Source organism: Fusobacteriaceae bacterium, from assembly GCA_031272775.1.
Taxonomy (GTDB): Bacteria; Fusobacteriota; Fusobacteriia; order Fusobacteriales; family Fusobacteriaceae; genus JAISST01.
In genome coordinates, this window is the sequence record JAISTB010000034.1 from 45,722 (window position 1) to 59,648 (window position 13,927).

Here is a 13,927-nt window from a genome sequence, read left to right on the forward strand (position 1 = left end):
AATTGAAATGGCAAAAATCATCACATTGGGCGAAATCATGCTGCGGCTTTCCTCACCGGGAAATTCCCGCCTCGTGCAATCCCAGACCTTTGACGTGGTCTATGGCGGCGGGGAGGCCAACGTGGCCGTATCCTGCGCCAATTACGGGCATGACGCTTATTTCGTGACAAAACTCCCGAAACATGAAGTCGGGGAAAGCGCTCTGACGACGCTCAGGCGCTACGGCATCCGGACGGATTATATCGCGAGGGGCGGCGAGCGCCTCGGGATTTATTTTCTCGAGTCGGGCTCTTCGGTCCGGCCTTCGAAAGTAATCTACGACAGAGCCCATTCGGCCATCGCCGAAGCGGACGAAAAGGATTTTGACTTCGACAAAATCATGGAAGGGGCGGCCTGGTTCCACTGGTCGGGGATCACCCCCGCCATCAGCGACAAGGCCTCGGAACTCACGAAGCTCGCCTGTATCGCCGCGAAAAAGCACGGCGTCACCGTATCGGTGGATCTCAATTTCCGGAAAAAGCTCTGGTCCAAAGAGAAAGCCCAGTCCGTTATGCGGCCGCTGATGGAATACGTCGACGTCTGCATCGGCAATGAGGAGGACGCGGAACTCTGCCTCGGCTTCAAGCCCGACGCCGACATCACGAAGGGAAAGACCGGCGCCGAAGGCTATAAGGGCATTTTCAAACAAATGGCCGATCAGTTCAAATTCAAATATGTAATTTCCACGCTGCGGGAATCGCTCTCGGCCTCCCACAACGGCTGGAAGGCGCTGATTTATAACGGCAGCGAATTCTATGAATCCAAGCGCTACGATCTGCTGCCCATCGTGGATCGCGTCGGCGGCGGCGACGCCTTTTCCGGCGGGATCATCCACGGGCTTTTGACTTGGCCCGACAATCAGGGAAAAGCGCTGGAATTCGCGGTAGCGGCTTCGGCCCTGAAGCATACGATCCCCGGCGACTTCAATCTTGTGAGCCTTGAGGAAGTGGAAACGCTGGCGGGCGGCGACGCCTCGGGCAGAGTGCAGCGCTGAAAAATCAAAACCATCTTGCATGGAGGCGCAAAGGCGCAGAGGAAATGTTGATCAAAAAACCCCCGGACCGGAAATGTTCGGGGTTTTTCTATTGCGTTTTTTCGGCAAATATGATATAACTTTCTTAGAGAATTTCCAAGACAAAAGGGTGTTCAGGTGAAGCATGAAAACGGTTGCGATATTCTATAACGAGCAAAAAGAGCTGGCGCGGAAGATTTACGACAGGAGTCTCGCCTATTTCCGGGAAAAGGGAATCCGGGTCGTGGGCTTGGATGAAATCGGCGGCTGTGATTTCTGCGTGACCATCGGCGGCGACGGGACGCTCCTCAGAAGTTTCCGGGCGATCAGCGAAAATGAGCGCCTGTTTGTGATCGCCATCAACGCCGGCAGTCTCGGATTTTTGACCGAGATCAAAGAAGAAGGTGTATTTTCAGCCTATGACGAATATCTTTCGGGAGATTTCCGCTGGGAAGAGCGTTACATCCTCGAGGTAACCCACGGAGACAACACCCGCTACGCCCTGAACGAGCTCCTGATTTCCAAAGACGGGGCCGCTGCCCGGGTCATCCGCCTGAAATTCACCTCGGACGGCCAGGATATGTGCGTCTACAAAGGAGACGGCGTTATCGTTTCCACGCCGACAGGCTCCACGGCCTATTCCATGTCGGCGGGAGGCCCCATCGTCAAATCGAACGCCAAAGTCATGGTGATTACGCCCCTGGCGCCGCACAACCTCAATATCCGCCCCATCGTCATCGGCGGCGACGAGACGCTGGACATCCGCTTGATCGACGAAGACAGAAAAGCGACTATTTTGATAGACGGGCATGAGGGGGAGACCGTCACGCCCTTTTCCCGGGTAGGCGTCCGTTATTCCGGAAAAACCCTGAAATTGGTTATCCCCAAGGCGCGCAATTATTACAGCGTGCTCCGGGAAAAGCTCAAATGGGGGGACAATTTATGCTGAAGGAGTTGAAGATCGAAAATCTGGCGATCATCAAGGACGTCGCCATGGCCTTTGAAGACGGGCTTGTGGTCCTGACCGGCGAAACCGGCGCGGGAAAATCCATTATCCTCAGCGGGATCAATCTGCTCATCGGAGAAAAAGCGTCTTTTGACATGATCCGGAGCGGCGAGGAAAATTTGATCGCCCAGGGCATATTCTCCCTGACCCCCGCCCAGCGGGAAGAAATCGAAAAACTGGGCATTCTGCTCTTTGATGAGGACGAGCTCATCATCCGCCGGATCTACGACAGCAGCGGCAAGGGCAAGGCCTTTATCAATGACGCCCGGGTGACCCTGAACGCTCTCAGGGAGGTCACGGTCAACCTGATCGATATTGTGGGCCAGCACGCCCATCAGATGCTGCTCAACAAAAATAACCACATCCGGCTGCTGGACCAGTTCCTCGGAGAAGAGGGGAAAAGGCAAAAAGAAGCCGTGGCGGTCCTGCATGGGCGGTATACCGACGTCCTTCGGGCCATCGGGGAGACGGAAGCGCTGCGGACGGCGTACAAAGACAAGATGGAATTATACCTGTTCCAGGCGGATGAGATCGACAGGATCAATCCGCTTTCTGATGAGGACACACAGCTGGAGGAAGAATACAAGCGTCTCTTTCACGCCGAAATGATCCGGGAAAAACTGGAAACCGGGCATATGACGCTGTCCGAGGGGGAAAGAAGCGTCCTCGGGCAGTTGCGCGCCGTCGTGCGCAGTCTCGAGAGCATCGTTTCCTGGGGCGGCGCCTACGGGGAACTCCATGAGCGCCTCGAAAGGGCCTGGTATGAGGTCGAGGACTGCGACGATATCCTGAAGACACTGGGAAGCGGCCTTGAAACCGATGACAGGGCCCTGGCCCGGATGGCCGAGCGCCTGGACGCGCTGGCGGGTCTGCGGCGCAAATACGGAGCGAGCATGGACGAGGTCCTTCAATATCGGGCGGAGATCGCGCAAAAAATAGCCGATTACGACGAAAGCGCCTACCGGATCGACCATTTGCTCAAGGAAAAGCAAGAGATCCTGAATCTCTACACCGCCGAATCGGCGAAGCTTTCGGCGTTGAGACGGCAGAAGGGCGCGGAGATCAAAAACCTGCTGGAAGCGGAATTAAAGGATCTCAATATGGGCGGAGCGAGCTTTGAGGCAAGGACCACGGAAAGCGAGCGGATGGGCCCGGGCGGAACCGACGACGTGGAATTTTTCATCTCCACGAATCCCGGCGAGGAAATGAAACCCCTGTGGCGCATCGCTTCAGGCGGGGAAGTCAGCCGGATCATGCTCGCGCTCAAAGTGATCTTTTCAAAGGTTGACAATATCCCGATACTGATCTTTGACGAGATCGATACGGGCGTCGGCGGCGAGACGATTCGCAAAATCGCCGCCAAGCTGAAAGCCATCGGAAGCCACACGCAGGTGATCTCCATCACCCATTCGCCCGTGATCGCGGCCATGGCCACGGAACAACTGCTGATCCAAAAAGAGACGGAGGGACAGAAGACACAGACGACGGTAAAGACCATAGACGGCGAGGAAAGGGTCCGGGAGATCGCGAGGATGCTCGCGGGGGAAGCCGTCACCGAAAGCGTCGTCGCCCACGCCAGAGAGCTCCTTTCGGGGGCGTGAGCGCAGGCCGGCGGGAACAAGGGGGAAGAGCATGGACCATATCTGGGCGTTTCTGGAGTACGCGAGAAATATCGGGAATATCAATGACCAGACTTTCCGGATCTACGAAAAGGACATCAACGACTTGCGGCTCTGGTTGAAAGAAAAAGAGATCGACGTAGAAAAGGCGAAAACCGAAGATCTCAACGCTTATCTTCAGCATTTGCAAAATAAATACAAGACAAAAACAGTATATCGTAAAACGAGTTCCATCAGGAGTTTTTACAAATACCTGCTTGAGCAAAATGTCATCCCGCAGATTCCCCTCGGCAATTTTCGCTTTGAGGCCGCGGCAACGATCGGCGGAAACGCGCTGAGCGCCGGGGAATACGAGACGCTGCTTGCGCAATTTCCGGATACGGAGGAAGGGCAAAGGGAAAAAATATTGACTGAATTTATCTATGAATCGGGACTCAAGAATACGGAGGTTTTTTCTTTGCAAATGAGAGACCTGCGTCGCTACGAATACAGAAATTTCCTGCTTTTGAAGCGGGGTAAACTGATCAAAAGAGATATTTCTCCCATTCTGCGGGAAGAACTCATGCGCTTCGCGGCATGTTACCCCGAAGCCGACCTCTTTGACAAAAGGACCGCGAAGGTCTACAACCGACATTTGCTGGAATACGGCTACAAAGCGGGCTTTGCCGACAACATCACGTCAAACGTGATCCGAAACAGCAAACTCCGTCACGACCGGAGCGGGGAAGAGGGAGACGGGGATTTTTTCCGAAAGCTCAAAGAATTTTATTTATCTACAAAAATAGGAGATGATCTCCGGTGAAGGCCGGGTTTATCGCCGTCGTCGGACGGCCCAACACAGGAAAATCCACGCTGATCAATAAGCTCGTCTCGGAAAAGGTCGCGATCGTTTCCGACAAATCGGGTACGACCCGGGAGAATATCCGAGGGATTCTGAACCGGGGCGGCAATCAGTATATCTTTATCGATACGCCGGGCATTCACAAGCCGAAAAATCTCCTGGGCGATTACATGACCCAAAGCGCTGTGGGCGTCCTCTCGGAAGTGGACGTGATTTTATTCGTGCTGGACGGGACGGTCCCCGTGGGTACGGGCGACCAATTTGTCATGGAGCGCATCCTTGAGGCGAAGCGGGTTCCCCGGATCATCGTCTTGAATAAAACCGACAAGCTCACGGACGCGGCGCTCATCGAAAAAAAAGCGGAAATCGAAGAAAAATTGACTAATTTTGACGGCTATATTGAAATATCTGGCAAATACGGCTTTGGACTCGACCGGCTTTTGGCCGCCGTCGATCCTTTTTTAGAGGAAGGGGTCTGCTATTATCCCGACGACATGTATACGGATATGCCCACTTACCGAATCATCACGGAGATCATCCGGGAGAAAATTCTCCTGAAGACCAGGGACGAAATCCCCCATTCCGTCGCGATTGAGCTGATTCATACGGAACAGCGGAAGAAGAGCGCCGACCTCTTTCAGGCCAACATCTACGTGGAAAGGGATTCCCAGAAGGGGATCCTGATCGGGAAAAACGGACGCATGCTCAAGGAAATCAGCACGGAGGCGAGACTCGAGATCGAAAAACTGCTCGATCATCCGGTCTACCTCGAACTATGGGTCAAAGTCAAGGAAGATTGGCGCAAAAAAAAGCCCTTCCTGAAGGAAATGGGCTACGCGCCCGGGAAAGGAACGTGAAGAAAAGCAATGTTAAAACTGTTTATTCAATATTACAAGCCCCATAAAGCCATGTTTTTACTGGACCTCTTCGTGGCCATGGTCGCCTCAATGTGCGGCCTCGTCTATCCGCTGATGACGCGGGAAATCATCAACAACGTGCTGCCCGCCAGGGATTACCGGCTGTTCATGATCTTTGCGGCGGCGCTCATGGGGATCTATCTGATCCGAATGTTCTGCAACTATTTTATGCAGTACTGGGGGCATCTCGTCGGCGTCGGCATGCAGGCCGACATGCGCCGGGACGTCTATGAGCACTTGCAGGAACTGCCGGTTCGTTATTTTGACAGCAATCAGACCGGAACCATCATGTCCCGGATCGTAAACGATTTGCAGGAAGTTTCGGAACTGGCCCACCACGGCCCCGAGGATCTTTTCATTTCCTTTGTGATGCTCGCCGGTTCCTTCGTGATTCTGCTCAGGATCAATGTGGCCCTGACCCTGATCCTGTTTATCGTGTTTCCGCTCATCGTCGCTTTCAGCATGCTGATGCAAAAACGGGAATTCGACGCCTTCCTCAAAACCCGGGAAAAAACCGGCGTCATCAACGCGAGATTGCAAAACAGCATATCGGGGATCCGGGTCTCCAAGGCCTTTGTGATCGCCGAGGCCGAAAGGGAACGCTTTGAAGAGGACAACCGGGAATATATCGACGCCCGGGGCGAAGCTTACCGGGTTATGGCCCAATTCGGCGCCGGCATGAACTTTTTTATGGACGTGCTGGACTATGTGGTCCTGATGTCGGGCGGCTGGTTTGCCTGGAACGGGAAAATCACGACCGGCGATCTCTTCGCCTATCTGCTCTATGTCAAGACCTTTACGATGCCCCTCAGACGGCTCGTCCAGTTCGTGGAGCAATACCAGAGCGGCATGACGGGCTTCAAACGCTTTTTCGAGCTGATTTCCGAAGACAGGGAAAAAGACCGGAAAAATGCGAAACCGGCGGCGATTTTCGAGGGGGAGATCGAATTCCGAGACGTCTCCTTCCGGCATGAGCAGAAAGAAGTATTGAGTCACATCTCGTTCAAGATCGAAAAAGGAAGGATGCTGGCCCTTGTGGGTCCGTCGGGGGGCGGGAAGACCACCCTATGCAACCTGATTCCGCGCTTTTATGAAATTGAGTCGGGGGACATCCGTATTGACGGCGTCAGCATCTATGACATGACGCTTTCTTCACTGAGGCGCAATATCGGCGTCGTGCAGCAGGACGTCTTTCTCTTTTCTGGGACGATCCGGGACAATATCGTCGTCGGGAAGACCGACGCCACGGAAGAGGAGATTCTTGAAGCGGCCAGAAAGGCCAATATCGAAGAATTTTTGGCCGAACTCCCCGAAGGGCTCGATACCTACGTGGGAGAACGGGGCGTGAAGCTTTCGGGCGGACAAAAACAAAGGATCGCCATCGCCCGGATTTTTCTTAAAAATCCGCCGATTTTGATCCTTGATGAGGCCACATCGGCCCTTGATAATATCACGGAGCAGCTGATCCAGAAATCCCTGGAGGAGCTCTGCAAAGGCCGCACGGCCATTGTGGTGGCCCACCGGCTCACGACGATACGGAACGCCGACGAGATCCTTGTGCTGACGGAGCAGGGCATCGAGGAGCGGGGAACCCATGAATCACTTCTTGCCGCCAAAGGGTATTATTACAAGCTCCACGGGGAACTGTAACTCATCCCTTCCGGAGAATTTCCAGCATCTTTTTGTCGCGCATGCGAACGGTTTCGGCCCCTTTGCCGCCGGACCAGTCATAGAAGCCTTTTCCGGTCTTGAGACCCAGATCTCCGGACCGGATTTTCTTTTCCAATACGGGATCGGGACCGTTGTAGTTGGCAAGGTCCGAATAGAGATAGATTGAGGAATTGTAAAAAATATCGAGGCCGCCCAGGTCCGCGGAAGTTACGGGGCCCAGGATGCTCCAGCGCAGGCCGACGCTGGCGAGGACGATCTCGTCGATTGCCTCGGGGTCGGCTATTCCTTCTTCGATAATATGATAACATTCTCTGAGGACCGCGTCCTGGATCCGGTTTCCCACAAAGCCGAGAGATTCTTTTTTGAGGGCCACGGCCTTTTTCCCGAGACGCTTCATGAGTTCGACGGTCGTTTGAACCGTTTCCGGGTTCGTGCGGGCGCCCGGGACGACTTCCACAAGGGGCATCAGGTGGGCGGGATTCCAGAAATGGGCGACGACAAAGCGTTCGGGATGAACGAGGACGCTCTGGATTTCCGTGGGACTCAGGCCCGAGGTATTCGTAGCGAGAATGGCGTTCTCAGACACGGCTTTTTCAATGTCGGACCAGACCGCCTGCTTTACGGCTACGTCCTCGACGATGGATTCGATCACAAAATCCACGTCGGCAAGCTCCGCGTAAGTCGTCACTTTTTCGATATTGGCGATGATTTCTTCGATATGGTCAACGGGGATGATTCCGGCCTCTGCGTAGGTTTCAAGCCCGGAGCGGATTTTCCCGAAGGCCCGGGCAAAAGATTCGTCGCTGCGTCCGAAGAGTTTGACCCGGTAGCCGTGCATGGCGAAGAGCATGGCCGTCGCGTATCCCATGGTTCCGGTCCCGATATTGCCGATGATCTTGATGTTTTCGAGTTTTTTCATAAAAGCCTCCCGCAAAAGTTTTTTTCTCATTATCCATGATAGCATATTTCAGGGGAAACGTCAACGAGGGAAGGCGGGCGCTTAAGCCAGCGTAAAGACCGGCTTCAGCTTTCCGACCGGCTTCCCGTGGTCGTTGCGGTTGTCGGGTTCGGTAAATCGGGCGTAGCCTGTGGCCATATTGCGGATGGGCATGGCGTGGACCGGAACGCTGCAGTGCTTTCCCGAGCCGTCCGCGACGACCGCGCAACCTCTGTGCCGCGATTCCACGACATCCCCTCTTGTCACGTCCACAAGCGCAACATCCATAGTACAGCCTCCTTTGATCGGTAGAAATGATGGTTATTTAATCTTACCGCATGATCGGGGGCTTTGTCAATAAGGAAAAAGGGGGGCTCGCGGAATAATAGGATACCGACATACCGGTTGTAAGGATTCTGCTTGACCGGCAGTCGGTTTTATGCTACACTGTATTTACAAGATATCATGTATGGCGAGGGGGAAAAATGAAATCCATCAATATCCGGTTGAATGAAGATTTGCTGGCAGACCTTAAACATATTGCGGAAACTTATCACGAAACACTCAGCGGGCTGGCCCGGACTGCGCTTGAGAAAATTGTGCAGGAAAGGAAAGCGGATTTTTATTATCGATTGATGAATGTGCCGGAATGCTCCAAAGAAGAATCCGAAGAATTGCTGGAAATCTTGAATTCCATGACAGAAGAAGAATTGAAAATCGCTAAGGTTAAGAGCGTGATATTCTAAGGCATACTCCGCTTGAGAATCCGTTCCTTCAGGTTTTTATTCCGGGTATCCCAAAATTTGGAAATAATTGTTTTTGCACTGTATGCCGGAAATCGTGGTGATATTTATAAAAAGCTGTAAGCCCATGAAACAGGGCGCTTTCTTCAATCACTGATATTTTTTTTGCCGAATGCCTGAGGATTAATGCACGCAGCAAGTTTAAAAAGAGGTGAATGCGATGCCAAAAGAAAAAAATACGATGAGTAAAAAATTTATGGGCTGTATGGATTGGCATAAAGACAAGACTTGGTACATATATGATCCAAAAAAGGACACCTATACTTTGACTGAAAGTGCCCCGCCAAACGCCATCGAAGCATTTGAACTCTACAAAATAGTGAACAAAAAATACTATGAATGATCAATTCTCGGACTCGCTAAAAAAGCGGAGAGTCTTTCTTTCCTGTCAATGAGATAAAAAGATTTTCGCCGGATCACCCATCGTAGCATTTCTGGAATGACCCGGCGTCATAAAAATTAGGAAGATAGGATAGCTTAGTTGAGTGCTGCGAGAATTTCCGGAACGATTTTATACAAGTCTCCGACAATTCCATAGTCCGCGACTTCGAAAATTGGCGCGGATTCATCCTTGTTGATGGCCACGATCAGTTTGGAATTTTGCATACCTGCCAAATGCTGAATCGCGCCGGAAATGCCGCAGGCAACGTAAATATTGGGTTTGACTGTCGTCCCGGTTTGCCCGACCTGATAGGCATGGTCAATCCAGCCGGCGTCTACGGCGGCTCGTGAACTACCGATTACTCCGCCCAACTTATCCGCAAGTTTCTTAAGCAATTCGAATCCTTCCGGTTTCCCCAGACCCATGCCGCCGGAGACGATAATTTTCGCATCCGTCAAAGAAACGGCTTCTTTCAATGTTTTTACAATATCGATTACTTTTGTACGAATTTCATCTTCCGCAAATTTTACAGGAAGTTGGATGATTTCTCCGGTACGTCCTTCCTTCTTTGCGGCTTTCTCCATTACGCCGGGCCTGACCGTTGACATTTGCGGTCTGTGATTCGGGCAGACAATCGTCGCCATCAAATTTCCGCCGAATGCCGGGCGGGTCTGTCGGATTTTTTTGTCTTCAGGATCAATTTCAAGTTTGGTGCAATCAGCAGTTAACCCGGTACCTGCCTTGACTGCCAGGCACGGCCCCAAATCGCGCCCGATATGTGTAGCGCCCAGAAGTACGATCTCCGGCATATACGTTTCCACCGCCTCGTTGAAGACTTTTGTATAGGCGTCTGTCCTGTAGGTAGCCAATTTGGGATCATCTGCCAAATACACCTTATTCGCTCCATAAGCGAAAAGTTCATCAACAAGCGCGCCGACATCTTCGCCGAGCAATACGGCCGCAAGTTCACATCCGATTTCATCAGCCAGTTTTCTGCCTTCGCCCAATAATTCGATGACTACCGGCATGAGCTTTTTATCTCTTTGTTCAGCGAAAACCCAAACGCCATGATATTCGCTCAAATCTTTTTTCACTTTTGCCGCTTCCGTTTTTTCAATGGCTTTGAAAGGACATTTCTCTACGCATACGCCGCACTCAGTGCAGGCGGAATTTATTACAGCCAGTTTTCCTTCCATGGTGATTGCTTGAAAGGGGCAATTTTTTACGCATATTGTGCAACCTTTACATTTTTCATTAATGATAACAACAGACATAACCGTCATCCTCCTTTGCCTGTATGACTGCCGGTTCCGAAAAGGCGTATACCCTCCCGAAAGGTTCGGCAATTCTCTCTACAAATAGTGCTTTTCCTTTAGTCCTGACACCAGCGATTCAGCCATTTCTTTCGGCGTACCTTTGAGAATTTCGCCTTTTCCTTTGGGAGGCGGCGTAAAGGAACGGAATACTTGTGTGGGGGAGGCGTTGAGTCCGCAATCTTTCGGGTCAAGCCCCACAGCCAAATGATCCCAGACAGGAATGTCGGTTTTGTAGGCTGCTTCAATTTTATCAACCGTCATATACCGGGGTTCATTCAGCTCTTTTACCGCCGTCAAAACGCAGGGAGTTTTTACTTCTATCATTTCGTATCCGTCTTCCAGCATTCGCTTTACAATGGCTTTTCCTTTTTCCAGCTTGACTTCGCTGACGTATGACACCACCGGCAGATCAAGACGCCAAGCCGTTTGCGGTCCCACCTGCGCCGTATCGCCGTCAATTGCTTGGCGACCTGCAAAAATCAAATCCACATCGCCGACTTTTTTGACCCCCGCCGCCAATGTAGTAGAAGTGGCGCAAGTATCGGCTCCGCCAAAGGCCCGGTCACTCAAAAGATAAGCCTCATCCGCTCCCATGGCCAGGCATTCCCGCAGCATATAAACTGCCTGCGGCGGTCCCATACTCAAAACGATCACTTTGGAATCCGGATTCGCGTCTTTGATCTGCAACGCCGCTTCCAACGCGTTTGCATCATCCGGATTCAGAATACTGGGCACGCCGTCCCTGATTAACGTACCTTTTACAGGATCAATTTTGACTTCGTTGGTATCCGGTACTTGTTTTACACAGACCAGTATTTTCATGTTCATTCCTCCTATTTTTTCAGTAATTTCCCAGAGATCACGATTCTTTGCACTTGACTTGTACCTTCATAAATCGTGAACACACGACAATCGCGGTACATCCGCTCAATCTTGTAATCCTTGATATAGCCATAGCCGCCATGGATTTGCAGCGTCTTTGCAGCAATTTCATTGCATACCTCTGAAGCAAACAATTTCGCCATGGACGCGCTGAGCGTGGTATCCTGATTGGCGTCGAGCAAATAGGCCGTCTTGTAGACCAGTTCTTTCGCCGCTTCCAATTTCGTCGCCATATCGGCGATCATGAAGCTGATCCCTTGAAAATCCGCAATCCTTCTTCCGAATTGTTTTCTTTCTTTGGCGTATTTTACCGCTTCATCCAAACAACCTTGGGCAAGCCCAATGGATTGTGCCGCTACGCCTAAACGGCCGGTATCCAGAGTCTTCATCGCATTGATGAATCCCTTTCCTTCTTCCCCAAGCATCTCGGATTTGTGCACGCGGACGTCATCAAGAATAATATCGCTGGTTGCGCAACCGATAAGCCCCATTTTATGCTCCGGCTTCCCACAGGAAACCCCCGGCAGTTTCATATCGACGATAAATGCGCTGATGCCTTTTATCCCTTTATTTCGCTCTGTTTTCGCGTATATTACCGCGTATTCAGAAAGCGGCGCCATTGTTATGAACGTTTTTCGACCGTTCAGCACATAATAATCCCCGTCTTTCTGGGCAAACGTCGTCATCGCCGCCGGATCGGAGCCAGCCCCCGGTTCTGTCAGCCCGAAACAGAGTTTGTATTGCCCGGTTACGATGGGGCGCAGGTATTTTTGTTTTTGTTCTTCGGTTCCCGAGAGCAAAAAAGGTCCACCCGAAAGAGAATTTGCCGAGGAGACATAGAGGCTTGCTACAGCGCTTACGCGAGTGATTTCTTCTATGACAACCGCATAGGATCTCGCGTCTGATCCCTGTCCTCCGTATTCTTTTGGAATTTTGATTCCCAAAAGGCCGATTTTGGCCATTTTTTGATATATCTCTTCCGGAAAAACCCCACTTTCTTCAGTCTGATCCAGCACATCTTTCGTGAGCTCTTTTAGAGCAAAGTCTCTGGCCAATTTTCTGACCAGGGCATGTTTTTCTGTCAAATACATATTATCCTCCTGTACAAATTCGCGATGGTCAGCCGAATCGTATAGATTCAGGCTACGACCGCTCGTTAATTATTTATCGCCTATTTTGTTGATGAAAAAACTTGTTAGCAAACCCAGCAAAGAAGAAGCCAGTAAAAGAGTAAACACCATCGGATAGCTACCGCTTCTGTCGAGTATTTTACCGGTCACAGTAGCCATTGATGACGCAAATAAGAGCATTGTGTTGACAATACTGAAATTGGTCGCAAAATTTTTCTTGCCGTATGTTTGCGCAATGAACCCGCTCGTGAGGGGCGGCATAAATCCATAGGAAATTCCCACAAGAATCAGCCCCAGGGAATTGAGCGCCATATTTCTTGTCCAGGCTGACCAAAGGCAAATCCCGTTCGCGATTACGCAAATTGTAGCGGCAAGCGGCAATGTTTTCTTCTTGCCGAGCTTATCGTACAAAATGCCCGAAAGAATGCGACCGAATCCATTGCTAACAGCCAACATCCCGGCAAGCGCCACCGCAAAACTCTCCGGAGCGCCTGAAAAAACCGAAAAGTCTTTGGCGAAGCTGATAACACTGTTCCCGACGCAGGCAATCAGAATAGAGAACACATAAAACAACCAAAATGAGGCTTTTTTGAGTGTTTCTGACACGCTGAGTTCGTCGCCTTGCGCTGAATCAACGGTATTCTTTCCGGCGCTGATTGAAACCGGCCGGATGATAATTGCACAAATGGCGATAACACCTGCGGTCGAAGCGGCAAGATATCCGAAAAAGGATCGCCAACCAATCGAAGAGAAGAGTATTCTGGCTGCGGAACCGACGAGCAGGCTACTCGCGCCAAATCCCATCATCAAAACGCCGGAAGCGCCCGCTCTGTGATCCGGAAACCATCCGATCACACAGGAAATCACTAGACTGTATACGGCGCCGATGCCTAGCCCGCACAGTCCCCCATAGGCGATATAAAGTGAAACAACACCTCCGCTTCGCAAACGTGAGACCATGAAGTATCCGATTCCGGCGAGCAAGGCTGATCCGATCACTGTCCAGTGAAAACCCAGCTTTTTCTGGATGAGACTGCCGATTACGCCTCCGATACAGAAACAGCACATCAAAACTGTAAAATTAAGGCCAAGATCTCCCGCACTCCAACCGAATTCCCTTGAGAACGGCTGCTTTAGAACCGACCAAGCGTAAATTGATCCTGCGAACAGCATAATCACAAAGCCCGCCAAAAGAAACCACAGACGCCTGTTGAGATTGGATTCACCGGCAGTTGGCCATTGTTCTACCGATTTCATATTTTCGTTCATATTCCCTCATTAATCAAAAGATTGACATTTTTTACAACTTGTATTCTTGTAGACAAGCATGATCGGGTAAAAGGTTGCGCGAGCGCGCAACCTGTTTATCCAA

14 protein-coding genes are annotated in these 13,927 nt (G+C 51.3%); 8 read left to right on the plus strand and 6 right to left on the minus strand.

Annotation, left to right across the window (positions count from 1 at the left end; genetic code table 11):
* Window positions 1-7: 7 nt before the first annotated feature.
* The 6 genes from LBQ97_08070 (at window position 8) to LBQ97_08095 (ending at window position 7,084) form a co-directional block, all read left to right on the plus strand.
* Window positions 8-1,033 (plus strand): sugar kinase, encoded by a 1,026-nt coding sequence (locus LBQ97_08070; GenBank protein MDR1832663.1) that lies wholly within the window; start codon window positions 8-10, stop codon window positions 1,031-1,033.
* Window positions 1,034-1,196: 163 nt separating this feature from the next.
* On the plus strand, window positions 1,197-2,000 hold the full coding sequence (locus LBQ97_08075; GenBank protein ID MDR1832664.1) for an NAD(+)/NADH kinase: 804 nt from the start codon (window positions 1,197-1,199) through the stop codon (window positions 1,998-2,000).
* A complete protein-coding gene (recN, locus tag LBQ97_08080) occupies window positions 1,994-3,658 on the plus strand; it encodes a DNA repair protein RecN (protein ID MDR1832665.1) in 1,665 nt (554 codons plus the stop codon). The genes LBQ97_08075 and recN overlap by 7 nt, the downstream gene beginning before the upstream one ends.
* Before the next feature lie 31 nt (window positions 3,659-3,689).
* On the plus strand, window positions 3,690-4,478 hold the full coding sequence (locus tag LBQ97_08085; protein ID MDR1832666.1) for a site-specific integrase: 789 nt from the start codon (window positions 3,690-3,692) through the stop codon (window positions 4,476-4,478).
* Window positions 4,475-5,374 carry a GTPase Era gene (gene era / locus LBQ97_08090; protein ID MDR1832667.1) on the plus strand — a complete coding sequence of 300 codons (900 nt, stop codon included), beginning with the start codon at window positions 4,475-4,477 and terminating at the stop codon, window positions 5,372-5,374. Before LBQ97_08085 ends, era begins: the two co-directional genes overlap by 4 nt.
* Before the next feature lie 9 nt (window positions 5,375-5,383).
* Window positions 5,384-7,084, plus strand: a complete 1,701-nt coding sequence (locus tag LBQ97_08095) for an ABC transporter ATP-binding protein/permease (protein ID MDR1832668.1) — start codon at window positions 5,384-5,386, stop codon at window positions 7,082-7,084.
* Window position 7,085: 1 nt separating this feature from the next.
* On the opposite strand, the gene LBQ97_08100 is transcribed toward LBQ97_08095, so the two are convergent.
* Together LBQ97_08100 and LBQ97_08105 are read right to left on the minus strand one after the other, a co-directional pair.
* Window positions 7,086-8,024, minus strand: a complete 939-nt coding sequence (locus LBQ97_08100) for a 3-hydroxyacyl-CoA dehydrogenase family protein (GenBank protein ID MDR1832669.1) — start codon at window positions 8,022-8,024, stop codon at window positions 7,086-7,088.
* Between the two features lie 81 nt (window positions 8,025-8,105).
* Window positions 8,106-8,330: a hypothetical protein gene (locus LBQ97_08105; protein MDR1832670.1), complete on the minus strand. Its 225-nt coding sequence runs from the start codon at window positions 8,328-8,330 to the stop codon at window positions 8,106-8,108.
* Between the two features lie 197 nt (window positions 8,331-8,527).
* On the opposite strand from LBQ97_08105, the gene LBQ97_08110 reads away from it, so the two are divergent.
* Together LBQ97_08110 and LBQ97_08115 are read left to right on the plus strand one after the other, a co-directional pair.
* The gene (locus LBQ97_08110) at window positions 8,528-8,788 is read left to right on the plus strand and encodes a hypothetical protein (GenBank protein ID MDR1832671.1); all 261 of its coding nucleotides are present in this window, start codon (window positions 8,528-8,530) and stop codon (window positions 8,786-8,788) included.
* Window positions 8,789-9,005: 217 nt separating this feature from the next.
* Entirely contained in the window at window positions 9,006-9,188 is a 183-nt protein-coding gene (locus LBQ97_08115; protein ID MDR1832672.1) for a hypothetical protein, read from the plus strand.
* Between the two features lie 134 nt (window positions 9,189-9,322).
* On the opposite strand, the gene LBQ97_08120 is transcribed toward LBQ97_08115, so the two are convergent.
* From LBQ97_08120 to LBQ97_08135, 4 genes are all read right to left on the minus strand, one after another.
* A complete protein-coding gene (locus tag LBQ97_08120; GenBank protein MDR1832673.1) occupies window positions 9,323-10,501 on the minus strand; it encodes an electron transfer flavoprotein subunit alpha in 1,179 nt (392 codons plus the stop codon).
* Between the two features lie 78 nt (window positions 10,502-10,579).
* A complete protein-coding gene (locus LBQ97_08125) occupies window positions 10,580-11,365 on the minus strand; it encodes an electron transfer flavoprotein subunit beta/FixA family protein (protein MDR1832674.1) in 786 nt (261 codons plus the stop codon).
* Between the two features lie 11 nt (window positions 11,366-11,376).
* The gene (locus LBQ97_08130; GenBank protein ID MDR1832675.1) at window positions 11,377-12,516 is read right to left on the minus strand and encodes an acyl-CoA dehydrogenase family protein; all 1,140 of its coding nucleotides are present in this window, start codon (window positions 12,514-12,516) and stop codon (window positions 11,377-11,379) included.
* 69 nt (window positions 12,517-12,585) lie between these two features.
* Complete coding sequence (locus LBQ97_08135; protein ID MDR1832676.1) at window positions 12,586-13,824, minus strand: MFS transporter; 1,239 nt, start codon at window positions 13,822-13,824, stop codon at window positions 12,586-12,588.
* Window positions 13,825-13,927 lie beyond the last annotated feature (103 nt).

Excerpts from the sequence above, each read along its gene's own strand:
- LBQ97_08070 (MDR1832663.1), top strand. The coding sequence starts at position 8 with ATGGCAAAAATCATCACATTGGGCGAAATCATGCTGCGGCTTTCCTCA.
- LBQ97_08075 (MDR1832664.1), top strand. The coding sequence starts at position 1,197 with ATGAAAACGGTTGCGATATTCTATAACGAGCAAAAAGAGCTGGCGCGG.
- recN (MDR1832665.1), top strand. The coding sequence starts at position 1,994 with ATGCTGAAGGAGTTGAAGATCGAAAATCTGGCGATCATCAAGGACGTC.
- LBQ97_08085 (MDR1832666.1), top strand. The coding sequence starts at position 3,690 with ATGGACCATATCTGGGCGTTTCTGGAGTACGCGAGAAATATCGGGAAT.
- LBQ97_08095 (MDR1832668.1), top strand. The coding sequence starts at position 5,384 with ATGTTAAAACTGTTTATTCAATATTACAAGCCCCATAAAGCCATGTTT.
- LBQ97_08100 (MDR1832669.1), bottom strand. The coding sequence starts at position 8,024 with ATGAAAAAACTCGAAAACATCAAGATCATCGGCAATATCGGGACCGGA.
- LBQ97_08105 (MDR1832670.1), bottom strand. The coding sequence starts at position 8,330 with ATGGATGTTGCGCTTGTGGACGTGACAAGAGGGGATGTCGTGGAATCG.
- LBQ97_08110 (MDR1832671.1), top strand. The coding sequence starts at position 8,528 with ATGAAATCCATCAATATCCGGTTGAATGAAGATTTGCTGGCAGACCTT.
- LBQ97_08115 (MDR1832672.1), top strand. The coding sequence starts at position 9,006 with ATGCCAAAAGAAAAAAATACGATGAGTAAAAAATTTATGGGCTGTATG.
- LBQ97_08120 (MDR1832673.1), bottom strand. The coding sequence starts at position 10,501 with ATGTCTGTTGTTATCATTAATGAAAAATGTAAAGGTTGCACAATATGC.
- LBQ97_08125 (MDR1832674.1), bottom strand. The coding sequence starts at position 11,365 with ATGAAAATACTGGTCTGTGTAAAACAAGTACCGGATACCAACGAAGTC.
- LBQ97_08130 (MDR1832675.1), bottom strand. The coding sequence starts at position 12,516 with ATGTATTTGACAGAAAAACATGCCCTGGTCAGAAAATTGGCCAGAGAC.
- LBQ97_08135 (MDR1832676.1), bottom strand. The coding sequence starts at position 13,824 with ATGAACGAAAATATGAAATCGGTAGAACAATGGCCAACTGCCGGTGAA.